We start from the raw sequence: 19,088 nt of genomic DNA, 5'->3' as shown, positions 1-19,088 counted from the left end.
CCATGAACAGCGTGCCGAAGATCCAACTGACGGGCGTGCACAAGGCCTTCGGCCCCAAGGTGGTGCTGGACGGCATCGACCTTTCCGTCGCCCGGGGCGAATCCGTGGTGGTGATCGGCGGATCGGGCACCGGCAAATCGGTGATGCTGAAATGCATCCTGGGCCTGCTGCGCCCCGAGACCGGCTCCATCCGAATCGACGGCGAGGAAGTGGTCGGCATGGGGGCCAAGGACCGCGACCGCATCATGCGCAAGTTCGGCATGCTGTTCCAGGGCGGTGCCCTGTTCGATTCCCTGAAGGTGTGGGAAAACGTCGCTTTCGGCCTGATCCAGGGCCAGAAGATGGAACGCGCCAAGGCCCGCGACATCGCCATCGAGAAACTGGCCCAGGTGGGCCTTGCCGCCTCGGCCGGCGACCTGTTCCCCTCGGAACTGTCGGGCGGCATGCAAAAGCGCGTCTCACTCGCCCGCGCCATCGCCACCAGCCCGGAAATCATCTTCTTCGACGAGCCCACCACTGGCCTCGACCCCATCATGGCCGACGTCATCAACGACCTGATCGTCAAATGCTGCAAGGAAGTGGGGGCGACCGCGCTGTCCATCACCCACGACATGGCCTCGGCCCGCAAGATTTCCGACCGCATCGCCATGCTGTACAAGGGCAAGCTGATCTGGGTCGGCTCGGCGCGTGACATCGACAATTCCGGCAACGAATACGTGGACCAGTTCATCCACGGCCGCGCCGTGGGGCCGATTACGATGGAATTGCGGGCTTAAGGCCCTTTGAAGGAAGGGGGCGAAGGGACTCGTCCCTTCGCGCATCCCTGGTCCAATGTCCCATTCGCGTAATGCCGGACCGGACCCTGCATCCATGTTTCCGAAGCCACCTTGCCCATCGCCTTAAGCAATGCGGTTCTTCGACGCCTCAAATGGATTTGAAGAGATCCCCGAGTGGGGCGGCGATCAGGTAGATCATGGTCGCGAAGGTTGTGGTATTGCGGTAGCCCCTGGCGCGAGCGCGTGCCGCCTGGAAGAGGCCGTTGAAGCCCTCCAGTCGGGCGTTGCTGTGGGTTGATGTCCAGCGTTCGAGGATGCGTTGGCGGTGGTGCTCGACGGTTCCCAACGCCTTGCGGACGGGATCGAGGATGGTGTTGTCGCCGATCACCTCGAGTGCATGGCGCAGAAAGTTGGTGATCCGCCAGCGGGCAGCCTGGACGGTGTCGGCCTTGCGCACCCAGCGGAGTTTCTCCTTGAGCCGCCATGCGATGGCGGTCAACAGGTCGGAGGCTTCCAGTTCGGCCAGAGCCTCTGCCTGTGCCTCGGTCATCTTGCCGTCGGCCTTCTTCAGGATGGCCCAGCGCAGCGCCTTGGGCAGCTTGTTGCTCCTGGCTTCGGCGCGTCGGACCTCGTCGAGGGCCTTGGTGAACAACTGGACCACATGGAACCAGTCCACGGTGACGGCGGCGTTGGGGAAGGTTTCCCCGATGGCGGCGATGAAGGCGGGGCTCATGTCGCAGACCACCTCGACGACGCGGCCCGGCTGGCCGCCATGGTCCATCATGAACGCCTTGAACCGGGTGACGGTCTCCTTGCCCCGGCCGGGGGTGACGAAGACCACCGGCTTGTCCTTGCGGTCGAGATCGATGAACACGGTGACATAGGTATGGCCGCGCTTGGCGGCGGTTTCATCAAGGCCGACGGCGGCGAGCTTGGACAGGTCGAGGCGCTCCACCGCCTTGCGGACATAATGATGAACGATCCGCCATAGACGGTTGTCAGTGACCTCGATGATGCGAGCCGCCGCCAGCACCGGCATCTCGCGGACCAGAACCAGCGCCACCTGCTCGAACAGCAGAGTGAACTGACTGCCTTCTCTCGCCCACGGCACGCCGATCCGAAGCACACCATGCTCCGGACAGTCGGTGCGCGGCACCTTGGCGGTGATGTGGCAATGGTGCTGGAAGAAGTTGAGGTGCCGCCAGGTGAACTCCGCGAAGTCGTGCGCCTTGCAGGCTCGGCCACACTGGGGACAGGCAAACATGGTGCCGCGATCGACCGCAATCTCCAGGTGCAGCACGTGCGGATGAACCGTCGTGTCCAGTCGCTGCTCGACCAGTTTCCACGGCGGGGAAACGCCCAGCCCCAAAGCCATGATCGTATTGGCGTCCACGTCGATCTCCTCTCCTCCCAGACCACCGCAGAGTGCCATCGTGCTCACGCCGGTCAAGGACGCGTCCCACGCCGCTGACGCGGTGGCCTGCGGCCATCCCTGACCACCGCTCCGCTCGATGGCCTGCCAGACGGCAGGTCGGGACGAGGGGATGGTCAGCGGATTAATCGAACAAGGGGATATTCAGCTACAGGTAGGCAGGGCGCTCACGCCGGAACCGGCGCAATTCCACTTCCAACGTCGAAGAGGCAGCAATGCTTGGTCGGGATGAAGCAGGAATTGCACCCCCCACTTCGCCCTCTTGGCGCCCTTGCGCCGCAACTATTTATTTAATACTATTCCTTATGGAAACATATAAACTGTGAATCGCACATGCAGGACGATGTATTACGAGTTCTCCGGCGCGGCGTTGATGCGTGGCATCAATGGCTGCACCGCCATCCAGAATATGACTGGAAATCCGGAGCTGGTGTTGATGGCGCTTCACTCAAGGGCGTAAAACTAAGGCGGGCAAATTTATTAAATGCCCGCATAGTAAATTCAAATTTAAGTGACGCAGACCTCGTCACAGCCAACCTTGAAAATTCAAACCTACACGGAACTATATTAAATGACGCGTCCATAAATGGTGCAAATCTTAAGAATGCCAATCTAACTGGGGCAAGCCTCATTGGAGCAAGTCTGCGCAACACAAATCTCGAATTTGCAACTCTTGTCGGTGCAAACTTCACTGGCGCCCACTTTGAAGGTGCAAATTTTTATGGCGCCATTATCAACGGAATAATACCTCATGAATTACGCGAAACACTACTACTTCTCGGAGCGGTAGAACTACTCGATGGAAGCGGGAAACACGGTCATAAGCGTCAACTAGACCCGCCCGCCTCGACTGCCGCTCAAACTATTACAACAATAACGCCAATTGGCAAATTTAATATATCTATTTATTCATTGTTTATGCGATTGCCAACCATAGATCAAAGATGCAACAGCTTTGATCTGACCGAAATCCTGGGGCAGGATCCAGACACTGACCTTCTGTTCCCCGTCACGGAATCCTTCGAATCGGCCTTGAAAGCACTTCTTGTCGATGATTTCGCGAAACATTCAGCCAAACTCCTCGCGGCCATCACCAAAACCATCGCCGATGACTATGCCATCGTCGGCATCCGCAATCCCGTGGAAGACCTCGGACCATCCCTCCTGGGAAATGGCTTTTCCGTCGGCAGCGTCGTTCGCCTCCTGGTTAAGGGAGGAAAGCCGCGTACCATTATGGCCGGCATATTCCTGGTAGCGGCGGGAATGGTTATCATCCAGCTTTCGAAAGGGGTCGGTCGTGGGCTGGAGAAAGGCGGCGAAGATGTCGCCCTCGCTATCTGTGAACGAATCTCGGAAAGCATCCGCCGCCCAAACACAGAAGCCTCGCAACCATCCAGTAACCCATAAGTTACCATGATTGACGTCGCCGAATATCTGGACGAAGATGGGCACAGCCCCTTCGGCCGATGGTTCGAGCACCTCGACGCCCGGGCGGCGGCCAAGGTGGCGGTGGCGCGGGTCAAGTTGGCTGCCGGACATATGGGCAACGTCAAACCAGTGGGCGAGGGTGTTGCCGAGTACCGCATTGATTTCGGCCCTGGGTATCGGGTCTATTTCGGCCAGGACGGCAAGCGGTTGATCCTGTTGCTACTGGGCGGCGACAAGTCCACCCAGCCCAGCGACATCGCCAAGGCCAAGACGCTCTGGCAGGACTACAAGCGACGCAAGAAGGTGACATGAGCATGGCCCTCACCCGAGACTTCAAGGACACCGTCAAGGCGCGCGCCGAGCGCGACCCGGAGTTCCGCAAGGCACTGGTAGCCGAGGCGCAGGAATGCCTGCTCAACAACGACTTCACCACGGCCAAGGCCATTTTGCGCGATTACATCAACGCCACCATCGGCTTCGAGGGGCTGGCCCAGGCGGTGGGGACGCCGTCCAAGAGCCTGATCCGCATGCTGGGGCCGCGCGGCAATCCCCAGGCCAAGAGCATCCTGCCAGTGATCGCCTTCATCCGGCAGCGGGAACACATGAGCGGCGGTTCGGCCTGATTCCATGGCCAAGTCCCCCTCCTCCCAGTTCGTCTGCCAGGAATGCGGCGCCGTCACGCGCAAGTGGGCGGGCAAGTGCGAATCCTGCGGCGCCTGGAACTCCATCACCGAGGAGGCGGCGCGCGAGGAGGTGCCCAAGGGCCTGTCGGGGGGCAAGGGCAAGCGCATCGAGTTCGTGGGCCTGGAAGGCAATGCCGAGCCGCTGTCGCGCTGGCTGACCGGCATCGGCGAGCTGGACCGGGTGTGCGGCGGCGGACTGGTGCCCGGCTCGTGCCTGCTGGTGGGCGGCGATCCCGGCATCGGCAAGTCCACCCTGCTGCTCCAGGCCACGGCGCGCCTTTCGGCCCAGGTCTCGGTGGCCTACATCTCGGGCGAGGAGGCGGTGGATCAGGTGCGCATGCGCGCCGCCCGCCTGGGCTACGCCAAGGCCAAGGTTGCCCTGGCCTCGGCCGGCAGCTTGCGCGACATCCTGGCCTCGCTGGACGGCCCCGACGCGCCGCAGGTGGTGGTGATCGATTCCATCCAGACCGTCTATGCCGACAACATCGAATCGGCGCCCGGCACAGTCAGTCAGGTGCGCGCCTGTGCCGCCGAGCTGATCCGCCTGGCCAAGCGGCGCGGTTTCGTCCTGTTCCTGGTCGGCCACGTCACCAAGGAGGGCACCATCGCGGGGCCACGGGTGCTGGAGCACATGGTCGACACCGTCCTATACTTCGAGGGCGACCGGGGCCATCAGTTCCGCATCCTGCGCGCCGTGAAGAACCGCTTCGGCGCCACCGACGAGATCGGGGTGTTCGAGATGACCGAGGGCGGGCTGGCCGAGGTGGCCAACCCGTCCGCCTTGTTCCTGGCCGAGCGGCGGGGCAACGTGTCGGGATCCTGCGTCTTCGCCGGCATGGAGGGCACCCGGCCCATGCTGGTGGAAATCCAGGCCCTGGTGGCGCCCTCGTCGCTGTCCTCGCCGCGCCGCGCCGTGGTCGGCTGGGACACCAACCGGCTCTCCATGGTGCTGGCGGTGCTCGACGCCCGCTGTGGGCTTGCTTTGTCGGGCAATGACGTTTATTTGAACGTCGCCGGAGGATTGCGGATCGCCGAGCCGGCCGCCGACCTTGCCGTCGCCGCGGCCCTGGTGTCGTCCGCGTCCGACGTGCCCGTCCCCGCCGACATGGTCGTGTTCGGCGAGATCGGGCTGTCCGGCGAGGTCCGGGCGGTGGCCCAGGCCGACACCCGCCTGAAGGAGGCCGCCAAGCTCGGCTTCGATCAGGCGCTGGTGCCGGCCCGGCCGCGCAAGGACAAGGGCGGTGGAGCAGCCGGCGCGGGGTCGCCGCTCGCCATCCGCTCCATCGGCCATTTGCAGGACGTGCTGGGGCTGTTCCGGCACGAGTGACCACCCTAACTGGACGAGGCAATGGGGAACCTCAACATCACCGCCGTTGACGTTGTGGTCGCCGTGGTGCTGCTCGGCTCGGCGGGGTTCGCCTTCCTGCGCGGCTTCGTGCAGGAGGTGCTGTCCATCACCTCGTGGGTGGGCGCGGTGTTCGCCGCCCTCTACGGCTTCCCCCATGCCCAGCCGTTCTTCCGCTCCCAGATCGGCAGCGCCCTGGTGGCCGACATCGCCGCCGGCGCCACCTTGTTCCTGCTCACCCTGCTGGTGCTGTCGCTGGTGACCAAGCGGGTGTCGGACACGGTGAGGAGAAGCGCGCTCAACTCGGTGGATTCGTCGCTGGGCTTCGTGTTCGGCCTGGCGCGCGGCGCGGTGCTGGTGTCGCTGGCCTACATGTCGGCCGCCTGGCTGTTCGACAGCCCCGAACAACAGCCTGAGTGGCTGGCCCAGAGCCGGTCGCGCCCCTGGCTGATGCGCGGCGCCGACATGCTGCAGGGGCTGGCCCCGGCCGGGCTGGGCAAGGCCGAGGGCAAGGCCCGCGAAGCCTCGGCCGAGGCCCGCCAGCTGATGGAAGCCGAGAAGACCTTCCAGAAATTCGTTTCACCGCAACCGGCCGCGACCTCGGCCCGCCCGTCCCCCGACGGCAAGGGCAAGGCCGATCCCAAGGTCGGTGCCAAGCCAGACCAGAGCTACGACAGCGAGAGCCGTACCCAGATGGAACGGCTGATCCGCAGCAACCAGTAGGACCGAACCCCATGCTGACCACCGACCCCTTCGACGACGACCATCTCCGCGAGGAATGCGGTGTGTTCGGCATCTTCGGCCATCCCGAAGCCGCCGCCCACGTGGCGCTGGGGCTGCACGCCCTGCAGCATCGCGGTCAGGAGGCGGCGGGCATCGTCGCCTTCGACGGGGCCCACTTCCACAACCATCGTGGCCTGGGCCATGTGGAGGATAATTTTGGCAACGCCTCGGTGATCGGCAAGCTGAAGGGCGCCCATGCGGTGGGGCATGTGCGCTATTCCACCACCGGCGAGACCCTTCTGCGCAACGTCCAGCCCCTGTTCGCCGAGATGGAGTTCGGCGGTCTGGCGCTGGGCCATAACGGCAACCTGACCAACGCCATGGCGCTGCGCCGCCAGCTGGTGCGGCGCGGCTGTCTGTTCCAGTCGACCACCGACACCGAGGTGATCATCCATCTGATCGCCATCAGCCTGTATTCCACGGTCGAGGACCGCCTGATCGACGCACTGCGCCAGATCGAGGGCGCCTACTCGCTGGTGGCCGCCACCAAGGACACCATCTTCGGGGTGCGCGATCCGCTGGGCATCCGTCCGCTGTGCCTGGGCCGCCTGGACAAGGCGTGGATTCTGGCCTCCGAATCCTGCGCGCTGGACATCATCGGCGCCGAGTTCGTCCGCGACGTGGAGCCGGGCGAGATCGTGGTGCTGTCGGCCGACGGTATCCGCTCGGTCAAGCCCTTCGTCAAGCGCGCCAGCCGCTTCTGTATCTTCGAATACATCTACTTCGCCCGCCCCGATTCGGTGGTGGAAGGCACCAGCGTCTATGAGGCCAGAAAGCGCATCGGCAGCGAACTGGCCCGCGAAAGCCTGGTTGCGGCCGACGTGGTGGTGCCGGTGCCCGATTCGGGCGTTCCCGCCGCCATCGGCTTCGCCGCCGAAGCCGGCATTCCCTTTGAACTGGGCATCATCCGCAACCACTATGTGGGCCGTACCTTCATCCAGCCGACCGACAACATCCGTCACACCGGCGTCAAGATGAAGCACAACGCCAACCGCCCCATGCTGGCCGGCAAGCGGGTCATCCTGGTCGACGATTCCATCGTGCGCGGCACCACCAGCCGCAAGATCGTCGAGATGGTTCGCCAGGCCGGCGCCACCGAGGTCCATATGCGGATCTCCAGCCCGCCGACCACCCATTCCTGCTATTTCGGCATCGACACGCCCGAGCGCGAGAAGCTGCTGGCCGCCCGCTATGACGTCGAAGGCATGGCCAAGCTGATCGGCGTGGATTCCCTGGCCTTCATCTCCATCGACGGCTTGTACCGGGCGGTGGGGGAAAAGGGCCGCGACAGCGCCGAACCGCAATTCTGCGACGCCTGCTTCACCGGGGACTATCCGGTGGATCCCACCGATTACAACGGCGCCAAGGCCGACACCAAGCAGCTGTCCCTGCTGACCGAGGACACCCCCTGATGGCCGGCTTGCTCGACGGGCGGGTGGCGCTGGTCACCGGCGCCTCGCGGGGGATCGGCGCCGCCATCGCCCGTCGCTTCGCCGCCGAGGGGGCCGAGATCGTCGCCGTTGCCCGCACCCAGGGCGCGCTGGAGGAGCTGGACGACGAGATCAGGGCCAAGGGCGGCAAGCCCCTGGTGCTGGTGCCCGAAGACCTTTGCAAGCCCGGCCTGATCGAACAGGTGGCCGCCGCCATCTTCCAGCGCTTCGGCCGCCTGGACATCCTGGTGGGCAATGCCGGCGCCATCGGCGGGGGCCTCACCCCCGTCGCCCATCATGCTCCCGACGATTGGGAGGAAGCTTTCGCCGTCAACGTCACCGCCAACTGGCGATTGATCCGCGCCTGTGATCCGCTGCTGCGCATGGCCCCGGCCGGGCGGGCGGTGTTCACCACGGCGAGCCAGGCGGGCGGCGCCGAACCGTTCTGGGGCGCCTATGCCGCCAGCAAGGCGGCGCTGGAAACCATGGTTCGCACCTGGGCCGCCGAAATCGCCAATGTCTCGGCGGTGAAGGCCAACCTGCTCGATCCCGGCGTGGTCGCCACGCGGCTGCGCACCATTGCCTTTCCCGGCGAGGACCCGTCCGGACTGGCACAACCTGAAGATGTTTCCGGGGCCTTTCTCGACCTTTGCCTGCCTGGCTGCACCCGCCATGGCGAGGTCGTCCGGATTACTCCGTAAGGTCTAGTCCCTACGACCATCCCATCCTTTGTCACATTCGGTCACGCGCCCGACGGAACGGACTTGCGCGTGTGGCCGGTCATGAGCTATCCCCATGGGGTTGGGGTCTGATGGAGATCGTCCTGGGGAGGATGGTCTCGTTTACGACGTTTGGGAAGGGGCGGCCGCCAAGGCCGGCGACAGGCGCATGACGGGTTCCGATCCGCGAGAGGGGGCGAAGACCTTCGAAACGAAGGTTGCCAGTCTCATTGCGGCCACGCGCCACCTGGAAGTCCCCCAGATTCTCATGCTGCGCCGCATGACCCTGAAGGACCCCGAGGCCCGCAAATGGGCCAACGAGAAGCAGCTCAACGTGGTGTTCTCGGTGATCCTGACCAAGTCCATCGAACGCTATGGCATGGCCAGGCTGAAGGAGGCGCGGGAACGCAACTTCCAGTCCCTGCTGCCGCCCGGCGATGGCCGGGAAGAGGATTTGCGGGTCCTGGCCGACATCGCCACGCAGATGCTGGGCCCGCCCCAGATGACCGAGGCGGAAAGCGCCCAGGCCGGATTCCAGGCCCTGCTGGCCCGTGGCGCCGTCGCCGCTCCCACCCGCACCATCCGCACCCAGGCCCCGGTGCGCGAGCCGCCGCCCCTGTTCGCCGCCCAGCTGGGCTCGGCCGGGGACCGCATGGGCAAGATGATGCCCAAGTTCCAGACCCCCCTGCCCGGCGCCCCCACCAGCGGCGGCAACGAGCCGGACAAGCCTTTCACCGATTTCCCCACCCTGTTCGACGACACCATCTGCGCCTATACCGAAAAGATTCTCAGCATCTTCCGCATCACCCAACCGTCCAGGGGCATCCGCCTGCCGTTCCTGCTGGCGCCCGAGTTCGGCGTGGTCTACCGCGAGGTGCTGACCAAGTTCATCCTGCCCCAGATGCGTCAGACCCGGCACATGCAGACCCTGGCCCACAGCTACAACTGGGCCGAAGTCGGCGGCGAGAAGCTGATCGAGATCATGCAGGGCAGCGAGGTCAACAATCCCATCCTGCACAACTGGGACGCCCGCTGGGCCTCGTTCCGCACCGGCAAGGCCGCCAAGGGCAAGAAGCCGCCGCAGCAAAAGCCCGAGGACAACCCCTGGCCGCTGCTGCGCGAGGATGCGACGCGGGCCAATTACGAGCCCCCCAACGAGGACAACCTGATCCTGCTGCAGGACCTGATCCGCTTCGAAGCCGACGTCATGGCCAAGTGCTGGCGCGAGCTGACCCAGCTTTACACCCAGGAATTCTCTCCCTCGGGCCGCATGGACCAGGCGCGGGAAGGCGCCTTCCGCGATGGCCTGATGAAATGGACCGCCAAGCTGCCCGATTACGTCGGCGAACATCTGGCCATGAAGGCCCATTTCGAATTCGACCGCCTGGACGCCACCTGGATGCGCAAGCTGCTGGCCAATTTCGGCCGCACCGATTCCGAACGGCGGCGCAACGCCCCCTTCCTCACCGAATTCGTGCTGCAGCTGGGCGGCTGATGGCGTCCGCCGGTCACGACCACGTCAACGTGGTGGTCACCGACATGGAGCGGTCCATCCGCTTCTACGCCACCCTGCTCGGCCTTCGCATCATCATGGACCGGCCGTTGGAGGGCGACTGGTTCGACCGGGTGACCGGTCTTGCCGGAGCCCGGGCGCGCTGCGTCATCCTGGCCGCCCCGGACGGAAGCTGCCGTATCGAGCTGCTGCAGTTCGAGCGTCCGGCCACGGCCCAGCCCGCCCTGCCCTCCACTCCCGGCCTCCGCCATGTGGCCTTGCGGGTGAACGACCTCGACCATTGCCTCGCCATCCTGGAGGAGCAGTTCGGCCAGTCGGTCGCCGCGGTCGAAGTGCCCAAGGACATCGTCCGGGGCGGTAAGCGCATGTGCTACGTTCGCGACCCCGATGGCGCCATCATCGAATTGTGCCAGTACGGGCTGGAGCAGCCGGAGTTCCGTTGATGCCCGACACCAGGATGCGGATCGTCGAGGCCGACAGCATCGAAGCCCACCGCGAGGCGCTTTACCTCAGGGACTGACCCAGGTCCATACCGGCGGGATGGGAGACCGGCCCCGCCCTGGTGGTCCTGGCCGCCCCCAGGCTTTCCGCCAGCGGACGCAGGGCCTCCACGCCCGCCGCCACCCCGGCCTCGCCCTGCGACGGGATCACCGCCACGTTCACCGCCACCAGGCGAACCTCGCCCTCGCTCCAGCCGAAGACCGGACCGCCCGATTCCCCCTGTACCGCGTCGCAATCGTGGATGAACACGCCCGGCAGGGCCTGGCGGGTCAGGCGGCATCCCACATGGGCCAGCGGCACCTGCGCCTTGTCGCGGCCATAGCCGGCCACGGCGACCTTCATGCCCACCCGGGACGCGCCCAGGCCGATCCAGCCGATCTCGTCGCCCAGCGGCTCCTCCAGCTCCATCAGCGCCCAGTCGTCGGCCCGGCTGGCCAATCCCCGCTCCTGGCCGTCGAGAGGCCAGTTGGGAGCGGCGTGCACCGCGACCACCTTCGAGGCTCGCAGATACTCGCCCCGATCCCAGCCGGCCACGAAGGTGAAGGATGAGGCGGGAAACGGCCGCTGGGTCCGGCGGTTCCACAGGCAATGGGCGGCGGTGGCGATCAGCCTGGGTCCGATCAGGGTGGCGCTGCAATGGCCGCTGAAGAAGTTGAGGCGGCCCATGGCGCTCCACGGGAATTCCCGCGCCGCCATGCGCAGGCGCTGGTCCTCGCCCTTGATGCCGTGCAGCTGGCGCGGCTCGGCGGCGGCGGGCGCGGCAAGCAGCATCAGCACGATGGCAAGCCGCCTCATGGCAGCAGACGCTCGGCGATGACTCGGGCGACCTCGAGAGCGGCGTTGAGGCGGGGACGCTCCCAGGCCTCGAGACCGACGGCGCCCTCCAGCGGCCGCGCCAGCCCGGCCCGGTAAAGCTGGGCATGAAGGCGGGCATGCTTGGGAGCGGCCCAGCCCTCGGGGGCCCAGATGAACACCGGCGCCGCCGACGCGCAGGCCTCGCAGCACATGGACACCGAATCGCCGGTGACGACGACGGCGTCGGCCAGGGCCAGAAAGCCGAAATAGGGGTTGTCGCCGCCCTTGGAGAATAGGTGCAGCCACCGGGGCTCGGGCAGCCCGGCGGCCAACGCCGCCTCTTGCTCCACTCCGGTGCGGCGGCTGGTGGTCAGCAGCAGCGAGCCGCCCAGGCCGGCAGCCAGCCGGGCGACGTTTTCCCCCAGGCCCCGGGCCATCTCCACCGGAAAGGGCCGGTTCTTGGTGGCGCCGCCGACGATCACCGCCACCCAGGGGCGCGGCAGATGGGCGAAGGCCGGACGCCATTTCTCCGCCTCCTGGGCCAGGCGTTCAGGCGTCACCCGGTGCGGCGCTCCCAGAACCTCCAGCACGTTGCCGCCGGCTTTGGGACAATCGTGGGCGGGTGAGACGATCAGGTCGAAGTCATCCCGCCCGGGAAAGCCGGGATCCATGATCTGCACCAGCCGGGCGCCGCATTGCCTCTTGATCCAGCGGGCGACGGGAGCGGTACGTCGCCCGGCGGCGATCACCAGACGGGGCCAGGGCGCATGGAGCGTCGCGCGGCTCTCGGTCGTCACGCCGGTCAGCCCGGCGCCGCGCAGGACATTGGGCAGGCGGGCCAGCCGGTCGTAGGCGATGGTCTTGACCGTGAATGGCCTGCCCAGCGCCTCGGCGACGCCCAGGCATTGGGCGACGTTGCCGGCCCGGTCGTCGGCCAGCACCCAGATCTCGTCGGCTTCGCTCGTCGTCGCGTTCATGGCGACAAGCTCCGCCAATACGAAGGTGTTTGCAAGACCTCCCGTCGTATTTGTGGACTGTTAACCCGTTACCCCCTATATTTGGCGGAATGGATGGTGATCGGATAGGCTGCCCATGTTCGCCGACAACACATTGACCCCCAAGGAAGCGGTGCGCCTGTGCGCGCTGGGAACCATCGCGTCCCGGCCCATGCGCTACAGCGAACTGGCCGGATCGGTGCGGCACTTCACCAGCCGGATCATGGGGCCCAGCCTGGAACTGATGGGGATCTCCATCGAGCTGCTGCGCTACGAGGGGCTGGTGGAAGCCACCGATGGCCAGGGCATGGAAGACGATTCCATGTTGACCATCTCGGCGGCGGGACGGCGCGAGCTGCAGACCCTGCTGACCGCCCGGCTGCGCCCCGGCTCCGACCTGTCCAAGCTGGTGGTGGCGCTGAAAATGCGCTTCCTCGACCTGCTGGACGCCGACGAGCGCGCCCACCAGATCGACCTGCTGATCGAAGGCGTGGACAGCGAGCTGGCCCGCCTCGACGATCTGCGCGGCAGCGATGGCGAGGGGGGAAGCGCGCTGGCGGCGTGGCTGGACCACGACATCGCCTTGCTGGAAAGCCGGCTGGCCTGGCTGGAAGACTTCCGCGCCCGCCTCTAAGCCCCGAATCGCGCGTCGAGAAACGCCCGCACCTTGGCGGTCTTCGCCTCGGTCACGCGGGCGAGCAGCGCCGCGAACACAAGGCAGAATCCCACCGCCGCCGCGTACAGACCGTAGGATTCCACCCGTCGCGGGTCCAGGGGATAAAGGGCGTACAGGCTACCGGAGCCCAGCCAGTCGATACCCAGCAGCAGAAGCGGCCAATGGGTCAGGTAGAGGGTGAAGGAAAATCCCGCCAGCCACCGCCCCAATCCCGCCAGCCGAACGGCAATGGATGCCGATGACGCCGCCGCAAGGAAGCCGGTAAGCCCGAGAGCAATGAGGGCATCGCGCAGCCAGAACACCCCATCCAGGAAATGGCTGCGCGAAACCAGCAGCGCGGCGACGAACAGGCCAAAGGCCGGCCACGGCCCCAATAGCGGCCGCCGCCACCAGAATACCGCCGTCCCCAAAATCCAGAATGGCAGATAGAGCAGCACGTTCTGGCTCGTCCAGGGATCGGCGGCCAGCAGCAAGGCCGCCATGGCGGCCAATACCCCGAGGGCCAAGCGGCTTCCGCGCCATGACAATACGGCCACCAGGCCGATGGCGTAGTACCAGAATTCGTTGGCCAGGCTCCAGAGGGGGAGGTTGCAGGCCGTGTTCGGCACCAGGATGTGCTGGAGATGAAGGGCCGCCCCCAGCCAGACCACGGCGCCGCCCCGGTCGCAGGCGCCAAGCAGCGCCACGCCGAAACTCAACGCCAGGGCGGGCAGAAGCACCACGTAAAGCCGTGCCAACCGGTCGGTCACGTACCGCCGGACAGGAAAGACCGGACGCCCGGCATAATCGAGCAGCTTGCCGCCGACCAACAGGCCGCTGATGACGAAGAAGCAGACGACGGCTTCGTTCTGCAGATTGGTCAGGGCGTAGAACGCCCGCCCCGCCAGACCGAGATCTTCCTGTGCGGCATAGGGCTGGAACAGCGCGTTGCGGGCGTGGCCGCACAGGACGGCGAAGGCCGACAACCAGCGCACATGATCCAGAAGCGCCGAGAATCCGGGCTTTTCAACGACAGTGAAGACGGGCGCCACAGCCATCCCCGGCAAAGACAGGGTTCGGCGGGAAACACACCAGTTCCAGGAAAGGCCGTCAACACTCAAATCCAGGCGGGGATGGCTTGTGCATCCTTCGCTTTATGGATATTCGTTGAGAGTATCCTTCGGTTGGGAGAAAGCAGCATGACGAAACTCGCCGGGGCATCTCCCTCGACGGGTCAACCGGTCGGGGAACACAAGGGCCACCGGGAGCGCCTGCGCAACCGTTTCCTCGAGGCTCCGGAGGCCCTTCCCGACTACGAGTTGCTGGAATTGCTGCTGGGGGCCGCCATTCCGCAAAGGGACGCCTTTGCAGCTCGAAGCTGCTGTGTCTCATTATAGAGTTGCTGCGTCGAAAATCAAGTTGAGCAATTTCAATGAGTTAGGCGCATCATCTCCATCCGGCGTCTGGAGCTTGGCATAGGGGGGCAAAATGCGGTCGATCCTGGTGGTGGGTGTGGTGCTGGCGGCGGGCATGGCCGAGGCTCTGGCTGGCGAGGTCGCCGGGGTGTGCTTCACCCCTGGCGAGGACTGCACCGGCATGATCGTCCGCGAGGTCGGTCAGGCCCGACGAGAGGTGCTGGTCCAGGCGTACAGCTTCACGTCGCCGGAAATCACCAAGGCACTGGCGGACGCCCGGCGACGTGGCGTGGACGTGCGCGTGATCCTCGACAGCAGCCAGCTCGGTCAGAAGAAGGGACAGGTGGCCGCCGACACGCTGGTGATCGCGAAGGTGCCGGTGCTGGTCGATGACGCCCACGCCATCGCTCACAACAAGGTCATGGTGCTGGACGGGCGCCGGGTGCTGACGGGGAGCTTCAACTTCACCAAGGCCGCCCAGGAGCGCAACGCGGAGAACGTCGTGATCCTGGCCGGTGAGGACGTGGCGCGGGCCTATGCTGAGAACTGGCGGCGGCATGCCGGGCACGCGGAGCGGCACGAGGGGCGGTAGAGGTGCTGGTCGCTTGACGGTGGATCAACTCAGCTAACTATGGCAACGTTTCGTCTTGGGGGGGGATTGCGCCAATTCGCGTCGAATCGTGTCTATGGGCTAACTAGTCGTGGGGAGGGGGTATGCGATCTCTAGCAATCGCGGTGGTGTCCGTTCTGCTCTTAGGCGGATGCGCTTCATCGGTGATGAAGCAATATGTGGGCAAGGATATACGCGAAGTATTCATCGAACACGGCAAGCCATATAACTCCTTCGATATGGGCGACGGTCGACGAGTTTTCCAATTCCAATGGGGAGAGAGTTCATCTGGCTCTCCATATGGCATGAAGGGCGGCTGTATGCTTAGTTACATTACTAAGCGTGATGAGGCGAATAACTCATGGGTTGTTGTTGATTATAGATACCCAGATCGTCTTATTTGCTAGAGGCGGAGGGCGATATGATCGATATCTACAGCGTCACCCTTAAATCTCGCCTGAAGGAGCTTTTTCTTCGTGTGCGAGCCGCTCCGCTAAATACGTGGTTTGTAGCTTTATTGGCATGTGTTGTTCTTTATGAGGCTCACGCAATTAATAGGCTGGAAGATAAAATTAGGCGCACCTCGTCCGAGGCTGAAGACATGCTAGTTCAGCATGAGAGCGAGATCGAGGAGTTAAAATCAGACTTGTCCGAACTTGACGGAAAGATAGATGAACTAGAGGAAGCAATCAGAGTATTGCAGTTTAGATAGTCATCTTCATTTCCGCTGTCGTAGGTTGACCCTTTTTCGCAAGGGCCGGGCTATGAGAGGACCACCCTCACGGTACCGGCCCACCCCATTTTTTTTATCCTCATGGCCCTCACGGAAGGACGGGGATGCTCGGGCTCGTCCGCGACCTTGCGGCCAGCTCGCTCATGCATGAACGCTCGAAGCGACAACGCGCAACATGAGCAAGACAAGCTGAAGTCGAATACTAAGTAAGTGCTTAGTATAAGCATTTTCTAATTGACGTGATGCTTGATCATCTATAGAAGCTGTTGCTCACAACAACGACTTACTCTTAGAGAGGCCAATATGAACAGCTACGCCATTACCTTCAACGACAGCCGGTTCGACGACATGACCTTGACCAGCGAGGAGCGTGTGGCGCTGCTGCTCGACATGCTCAAGGCCGGAACTCTCGACTTGAGCGATAGGCATGTGTCGGGCCTGCGCATCGTCGAGGGCGACAGCGCGGGTTGACCCGGTTGACCTGGGGTTGACCCCTCAGCATGCAGCAGGCCGCCGGGGGACGCTCCGGCGGCCTTTCGCTTTCTAGGCTGTGGCGCTGCGGAGAACAACGTTGCGGACGCTGGAGGCGTGCCACGCTCCGCCACGGGCCGTCTTGATGCCCCTGTTGTTCAGCGCATCGGCGATGGCCGCATAGGACGTGACGCCGGACGCCTGGATGCTGGAGATGATGGGCCTCACGTTCGCGGCCAGAAGATCAGCAGCAGCCATGCGCGTTGCGGCGCTGGCCTCGTACTGGCCTTCAGTACGACGGCCTCCAAGAGCCTTGCCGCGAGCTTTGGCGGCCTGGAGAGCGGCAACAGTGCGCTCAGAGATGCGCCGAGCCTCGTCCTCGGCCACCGCCGCCAGGATGTGAAGGGTAAGGCGGTTGGCGTGCGGGTTGTCGCAGGCCACGAAGTCCACACCGGCCTCCATCATGTTGGCGATGAACGCGACGTTGCGGGCGAGGCGATCCAGCTTGGCGATGACCAGCACGGCCCCGGCCTTCTTGGCGGCCTTGAGCGCCTGGGCGAGCTGAGGCCGGTCGGCACGCTTGCCGCTCTCGATCTCGGTGTATTCGGCCAGCAGATCCCAATCACCGCCGTTGAGGTAGGCGCGGACGGCGGCCTGTTGAGCTTCAAGACCCAGACCAGACTTGCCCTGCTTGTCGGTCGAGACGCGGTAGTAAGCAATGAATTTGCCGGTCGCCATCTTCGTTCTCCTTGGTCATACAAACTATCAACGCTCGTTGACTGTTTGTATGGCAGGTATTTTCCCCGCTTGGAACCCGCTATGATTGCGGTTAGTCTTGCGTATACCTGTAGTCTGGAGCGATCATGGCGCGGAGCTGCTTATGGAGGTCTACATGGATACCTTGAGGATGATCTTCGTCTCCATGCTGGTGCTGTCGATGTCGTCCGGCGTCATGGCCGAGGACAGGCCCAAGCCGGTGGTGCCCGACCTGTTCAGGCATGAGCCACGGGCCGAGGTCCGGCCCAGCGGTCGCCAGGACGGAACCTATGAGGTCTACAGGGGATGGGAGCGCCAAGGGCGGCTGGTGCCGGACGGGACCGGCGGCTTTCGGTTCTGGCCCGATCTCGGGCGGCCCACCTATGATAAGGTGCCGGGTGTCACGGCACCGAGGTGAGGCGCAAAGGGCCTAGCGCAAGCCCTTCAGGAACACCCAGAGCACGATAAAGCCGATGAAGACTAGGCAGCCCATCCCTCCATTTCCCGAGGATGCGTGCTTCGACTTGGGCGGTGAGGACGGAGGTGGCGACTGCTGCCGACCGGCTGGCGTCCATCTCGATGGCGGCGATGCAGGTGTGGTTGCAGCCGCCCCCGTGCCGGCCTGACGGTTGATCTGGGCCAAGAGCTGCTGGTTCGAGGACAACGGAGATGTGGGAGCGGTCGGTGCCGCCGGGCTCTTGCCCTTTTTCTTTCCGCGCCCAGATGTCGGCTCCCCGCCTCCCTTCAACGTCGCCAAGATAGCTTGGTTGCCGCCGTGGGCGGAGGGCGTGGCGCCTGCGCTCTTGCCGATGGAGTGCAGGCGCCGTTGGGCTTCGACGGCATCAATGAAGCGGTACTGGTTCGCTTCCTCGATGGTGATGCTGATGTGGGAGTAGTGGTATCGCTTGCTCTCGAAGGGCGGCTCCAGGAGGCCGGAGACGGCGATCCACTTACCGACCCACGACTGGTTGGGCTTGCTGGTCAGCTTCTTCAATCCGTCGGACCAGATCGAGAGCTTGACGATCTCGCCCCGCCAGGGGCCGAAGTTAATGAAGACGTAGGGCCGCCCGTACTTGGTCTTGTCCTCCTTCACCTCGACTATCTGGCCCACCAGTTCCACACGGTCGCCGACACGGCGTAAGGCGGCCATGTAGTCTCGGGCGTCGATGACGTCGTAGGCGCCGACGTAGATCGCCGGGCCGGTCGCCGTCGGTCGTTGCCCCGGAGCGGGGAACGCGATGACGGTCGCGGGGATGTTCCGGCCAGCCAGGAAGTCGCTGAGGGATGGCACGTTGGCAATCGGCGCCCGGCAGATGCGTGCGAAGCCGTCCGCGTCCTGCAGTAGGCCGGGAATGGCGCGGACGTCAGCGAACACCGCCGAAGATGCCGGGTCAAGGTAGTCCGCAGCCGAGAACAGGATGTTCTCGCCGTTGGAGTGGCGCTCGAAAAGGGCTGGCTTCTCGACCAGTGCCCGCAAGCTCAGGTCAATGGCGATGAAGGAGAAGCGATCCATCTGGGGGCCGAAGTCGGTTCCCAGCCGCTTGGGGTGCTGGAAGTGCTTGTGCCCGAGTTCGTTCCCCTGGCCAGTCGGGAGGCCGGGTACGAACAGGCCGTCGTAGTCGATCAGCCGGACGGTGCCGCCATCCACGAGGACGTTACCATTCTGCAGGTCGCCGTGGGCAATGCCCTTGTCCCGCAGGAACTGCTCCAGGCTGCGGAAGCTGGCTATCAACTTGGTGATGGCAGCCTTGTTCTTGTAGTTGCTCTCCAGCCAGATACCGAGGGTCTCGCCCTCGGCCCAGTCCATCCGCACGACGGGATACGGGGTGCCGTCAACGCGAACACCCTGCGGCTGGTACTGGAAGCCGACGAAATGGCCGCTGGGCAGCGAGGAGAGTGTCGAGCTGATCTTCGAGTAGCGGTCCTGAAGGCCCTTCGCCTCCTTGTGGAAGCAGCGGACGGCGTACTTCTTGCCGCCGCTGGTCACCGTGTAGGTCAGGGCGAACCCGCCACCCAATGCGATGGGAAGGCCGAAGGCGTTGGACGCG

General features: G+C 64.4%; 22 protein-coding genes. 16 read left to right on the top strand and 6 right to left on the bottom strand.

The annotated features are described in order from the left end of the window. Window positions 1-2: 2 nt before the first annotated feature. Window positions 3-776, top strand: a complete 774-nt coding sequence (locus ACV4UZ_RS11025) for an ABC transporter ATP-binding protein (protein ID WP_491600881.1) — start codon at window positions 3-5, stop codon at window positions 774-776. Window positions 777-924: 148 nt separating this feature from the next. Here ACV4UZ_RS11025 and ACV4UZ_RS11020 read toward each other — a convergent pair whose 3' ends face one another. Further along, complete coding sequence (locus ACV4UZ_RS11020; protein WP_491599533.1) at window positions 925-2,169, bottom strand: ISL3 family transposase; 1,245 nt, start codon at window positions 2,167-2,169, stop codon at window positions 925-927. Window positions 2,170-2,541: 372 nt separating this feature from the next. Between ACV4UZ_RS11020 and ACV4UZ_RS11015 the strand changes: the two genes are divergently transcribed. From ACV4UZ_RS11015 to ACV4UZ_RS10975, 9 genes are all read left to right on the top strand, one after another. Further along, complete coding sequence (locus ACV4UZ_RS11015) at window positions 2,542-3,615, top strand: pentapeptide repeat-containing protein (RefSeq protein ID WP_491600880.1); 1,074 nt, start codon at window positions 2,542-2,544, stop codon at window positions 3,613-3,615. A 6-nt stretch (window positions 3,616-3,621) separates the two neighbouring features. After that, entirely contained in the window at window positions 3,622-3,948 is a 327-nt protein-coding gene (locus tag ACV4UZ_RS11010) for a type II toxin-antitoxin system RelE/ParE family toxin (RefSeq protein WP_491600879.1), read from the top strand. Continuing rightward, window positions 3,945-4,259 carry a helix-turn-helix domain-containing transcriptional regulator gene (locus ACV4UZ_RS11005; RefSeq protein ID WP_491600878.1) on the top strand — a complete coding sequence of 105 codons (315 nt, stop codon included), beginning with the start codon at window positions 3,945-3,947 and terminating at the stop codon, window positions 4,257-4,259. The genes ACV4UZ_RS11010 and ACV4UZ_RS11005 overlap by 4 nt, the downstream gene beginning before the upstream one ends. Window positions 4,260-4,263: 4 nt before the next feature. Further along, window positions 4,264-5,646, top strand: coding sequence for a DNA repair protein RadA (gene radA, locus ACV4UZ_RS11000; RefSeq protein ID WP_491600877.1), 1,383 nt, complete (start codon window positions 4,264-4,266; stop codon window positions 5,644-5,646). A 21-nt stretch (window positions 5,647-5,667) separates the two neighbouring features. Then, window positions 5,668-6,387, top strand: coding sequence for a CvpA family protein (locus ACV4UZ_RS10995; protein ID WP_491600876.1), 720 nt, complete (start codon window positions 5,668-5,670; stop codon window positions 6,385-6,387). Window positions 6,388-6,398: 11 nt separating this feature from the next. After that, window positions 6,399-7,859, top strand: a complete 1,461-nt coding sequence (gene purF / locus ACV4UZ_RS10990; RefSeq protein ID WP_491600875.1) for an amidophosphoribosyltransferase — start codon at window positions 6,399-6,401, stop codon at window positions 7,857-7,859. Beyond that, complete coding sequence (locus ACV4UZ_RS10985; protein WP_491600874.1) at window positions 7,859-8,578, top strand: SDR family NAD(P)-dependent oxidoreductase; 720 nt, start codon at window positions 7,859-7,861, stop codon at window positions 8,576-8,578. Before purF ends, ACV4UZ_RS10985 begins: the two co-directional genes overlap by 1 nt. A gap of 286 nt (window positions 8,579-8,864) precedes the next feature. Then, complete coding sequence (locus tag ACV4UZ_RS10980; RefSeq protein WP_491600873.1) at window positions 8,865-10,091, top strand: hypothetical protein; 1,227 nt, start codon at window positions 8,865-8,867, stop codon at window positions 10,089-10,091. Next, on the top strand, window positions 10,091-10,552 hold the full coding sequence (locus ACV4UZ_RS10975; protein ID WP_491600872.1) for a VOC family protein: 462 nt from the start codon (window positions 10,091-10,093) through the stop codon (window positions 10,550-10,552). The genes ACV4UZ_RS10980 and ACV4UZ_RS10975 overlap by 1 nt, the downstream gene beginning before the upstream one ends. Window positions 10,553-10,613: 61 nt before the next feature. Here the strand turns inward: ACV4UZ_RS10975 and ACV4UZ_RS10970 are convergent, their stop codons facing one another. Continuing rightward, entirely contained in the window at window positions 10,614-11,405 is a 792-nt protein-coding gene (locus tag ACV4UZ_RS10970; protein WP_491600871.1) for a trypsin-like serine peptidase, read from the bottom strand. Further along, window positions 11,402-12,382, bottom strand: a complete 981-nt coding sequence (locus ACV4UZ_RS10965) for a mitochondrial fission ELM1 family protein (RefSeq protein WP_491600870.1) — start codon at window positions 12,380-12,382, stop codon at window positions 11,402-11,404. The genes ACV4UZ_RS10970 and ACV4UZ_RS10965 overlap by 4 nt, the downstream gene beginning before the upstream one ends. A 115-nt stretch (window positions 12,383-12,497) precedes the next feature. Between ACV4UZ_RS10965 and ACV4UZ_RS10960 the strand changes: the two genes are divergently transcribed. Then, a complete protein-coding gene (locus ACV4UZ_RS10960) occupies window positions 12,498-13,034 on the top strand; it encodes a hypothetical protein (RefSeq protein ID WP_491600869.1) in 537 nt (178 codons plus the stop codon). Here the strand turns inward: ACV4UZ_RS10960 and ACV4UZ_RS10955 are convergent. Beyond that, window positions 13,031-14,107 carry an acyltransferase family protein gene (locus tag ACV4UZ_RS10955; RefSeq protein ID WP_491600868.1) on the bottom strand — a complete coding sequence of 359 codons (1,077 nt, stop codon included), beginning with the start codon at window positions 14,105-14,107 and terminating at the stop codon, window positions 13,031-13,033. The two genes, ACV4UZ_RS10960 and ACV4UZ_RS10955, sit on opposite strands and share 4 nt — an antisense overlap. 147 nt (window positions 14,108-14,254) lie before the next feature. On the opposite strand from ACV4UZ_RS10955, the gene ACV4UZ_RS10950 reads away from it, so the two are divergent. The 4 genes from ACV4UZ_RS10950 (at window position 14,255) to ACV4UZ_RS10935 (ending at window position 16,284) form a co-directional block, all read left to right on the top strand. Continuing rightward, entirely contained in the window at window positions 14,255-14,452 is a 198-nt protein-coding gene (locus tag ACV4UZ_RS10950) for a hypothetical protein (RefSeq protein WP_491600867.1), read from the top strand. 91 nt (window positions 14,453-14,543) lie between these two features. Continuing rightward, window positions 14,544-15,062 carry a phospholipase D family nuclease gene (locus ACV4UZ_RS10945; RefSeq protein WP_491600866.1) on the top strand — a complete coding sequence of 173 codons (519 nt, stop codon included), beginning with the start codon at window positions 14,544-14,546 and terminating at the stop codon, window positions 15,060-15,062. A gap of 439 nt (window positions 15,063-15,501) precedes the next feature. Continuing rightward, complete coding sequence (locus ACV4UZ_RS10940) at window positions 15,502-15,792, top strand: hypothetical protein (protein ID WP_491600865.1); 291 nt, start codon at window positions 15,502-15,504, stop codon at window positions 15,790-15,792. 324 nt (window positions 15,793-16,116) lie between these two features. Next, window positions 16,117-16,284 carry a hypothetical protein gene (locus ACV4UZ_RS10935; protein ID WP_491600864.1) on the top strand — a complete coding sequence of 56 codons (168 nt, stop codon included), beginning with the start codon at window positions 16,117-16,119 and terminating at the stop codon, window positions 16,282-16,284. Window positions 16,285-16,356: 72 nt separating this feature from the next. Here the strand turns inward: ACV4UZ_RS10935 and ACV4UZ_RS10930 are convergent, their stop codons facing one another. Beyond that, a complete protein-coding gene (locus tag ACV4UZ_RS10930) occupies window positions 16,357-17,022 on the bottom strand; it encodes a recombinase family protein (protein WP_491600863.1) in 666 nt (221 codons plus the stop codon). A 154-nt stretch (window positions 17,023-17,176) separates the two neighbouring features. Here ACV4UZ_RS10930 and ACV4UZ_RS10925 point away from each other — a divergent pair, with 154 nt between their 5' ends. Then, window positions 17,177-17,458 carry a hypothetical protein gene (locus ACV4UZ_RS10925; protein WP_491600862.1) on the top strand — a complete coding sequence of 94 codons (282 nt, stop codon included), beginning with the start codon at window positions 17,177-17,179 and terminating at the stop codon, window positions 17,456-17,458. Between the two features lie 12 nt (window positions 17,459-17,470). Here ACV4UZ_RS10925 and ACV4UZ_RS10920 read toward each other — a convergent pair. Beyond that, the coding region (locus tag ACV4UZ_RS10920) for a protein kinase family protein (RefSeq protein WP_491600861.1) at window positions 17,471-19,088 on the bottom strand (1,618 nt) is incomplete at its 5' end.

It is taken from the genome of Paramagnetospirillum sp. (assembly GCF_058402745.1).
Note: the sequence above shows the minus strand (reverse complement) of the source record. Positions and strands in the feature narration are given on the sequence as shown.

Excerpts from the sequence above, each read along its gene's own strand:
- ACV4UZ_RS11025 (WP_491600881.1), top strand. The coding sequence starts at position 3 with ATGAACAGCGTGCCGAAGATCCAACTGACGGGCGTGCACAAGGCCTTC.
- ACV4UZ_RS11015 (WP_491600880.1), top strand. The coding sequence starts at position 2,542 with ATGCAGGACGATGTATTACGAGTTCTCCGGCGCGGCGTTGATGCGTGG.
- ACV4UZ_RS11010 (WP_491600879.1), top strand. The coding sequence starts at position 3,622 with ATGATTGACGTCGCCGAATATCTGGACGAAGATGGGCACAGCCCCTTC.
- ACV4UZ_RS11005 (WP_491600878.1), top strand. The coding sequence starts at position 3,945 with ATGAGCATGGCCCTCACCCGAGACTTCAAGGACACCGTCAAGGCGCGC.
- radA (WP_491600877.1), top strand. The coding sequence starts at position 4,264 with ATGGCCAAGTCCCCCTCCTCCCAGTTCGTCTGCCAGGAATGCGGCGCC.
- ACV4UZ_RS10995 (WP_491600876.1), top strand. The coding sequence starts at position 5,668 with ATGGGGAACCTCAACATCACCGCCGTTGACGTTGTGGTCGCCGTGGTG.
- purF (WP_491600875.1), top strand. The coding sequence starts at position 6,399 with ATGCTGACCACCGACCCCTTCGACGACGACCATCTCCGCGAGGAATGC.
- ACV4UZ_RS10985 (WP_491600874.1), top strand. The coding sequence starts at position 7,859 with ATGGCCGGCTTGCTCGACGGGCGGGTGGCGCTGGTCACCGGCGCCTCG.
- ACV4UZ_RS10980 (WP_491600873.1), top strand. The coding sequence starts at position 8,865 with ATGCTGCGCCGCATGACCCTGAAGGACCCCGAGGCCCGCAAATGGGCC.
- ACV4UZ_RS10975 (WP_491600872.1), top strand. The coding sequence starts at position 10,091 with ATGGCGTCCGCCGGTCACGACCACGTCAACGTGGTGGTCACCGACATG.
- ACV4UZ_RS10970 (WP_491600871.1), bottom strand. The coding sequence starts at position 11,405 with ATGAGGCGGCTTGCCATCGTGCTGATGCTGCTTGCCGCGCCCGCCGCC.
- ACV4UZ_RS10965 (WP_491600870.1), bottom strand. The coding sequence starts at position 12,382 with ATGAACGCGACGACGAGCGAAGCCGACGAGATCTGGGTGCTGGCCGAC.
- ACV4UZ_RS10960 (WP_491600869.1), top strand. The coding sequence starts at position 12,498 with ATGTTCGCCGACAACACATTGACCCCCAAGGAAGCGGTGCGCCTGTGC.
- ACV4UZ_RS10950 (WP_491600867.1), top strand. The coding sequence starts at position 14,255 with ATGACGAAACTCGCCGGGGCATCTCCCTCGACGGGTCAACCGGTCGGG.
- ACV4UZ_RS10945 (WP_491600866.1), top strand. The coding sequence starts at position 14,544 with ATGCGGTCGATCCTGGTGGTGGGTGTGGTGCTGGCGGCGGGCATGGCC.
- ACV4UZ_RS10940 (WP_491600865.1), top strand. The coding sequence starts at position 15,502 with ATGATCGATATCTACAGCGTCACCCTTAAATCTCGCCTGAAGGAGCTT.
- ACV4UZ_RS10935 (WP_491600864.1), top strand. The coding sequence starts at position 16,117 with ATGAACAGCTACGCCATTACCTTCAACGACAGCCGGTTCGACGACATG.
- ACV4UZ_RS10930 (WP_491600863.1), bottom strand. The coding sequence starts at position 17,022 with ATGGCGACCGGCAAATTCATTGCTTACTACCGCGTCTCGACCGACAAG.
- ACV4UZ_RS10925 (WP_491600862.1), top strand. The coding sequence starts at position 17,177 with ATGGATACCTTGAGGATGATCTTCGTCTCCATGCTGGTGCTGTCGATG.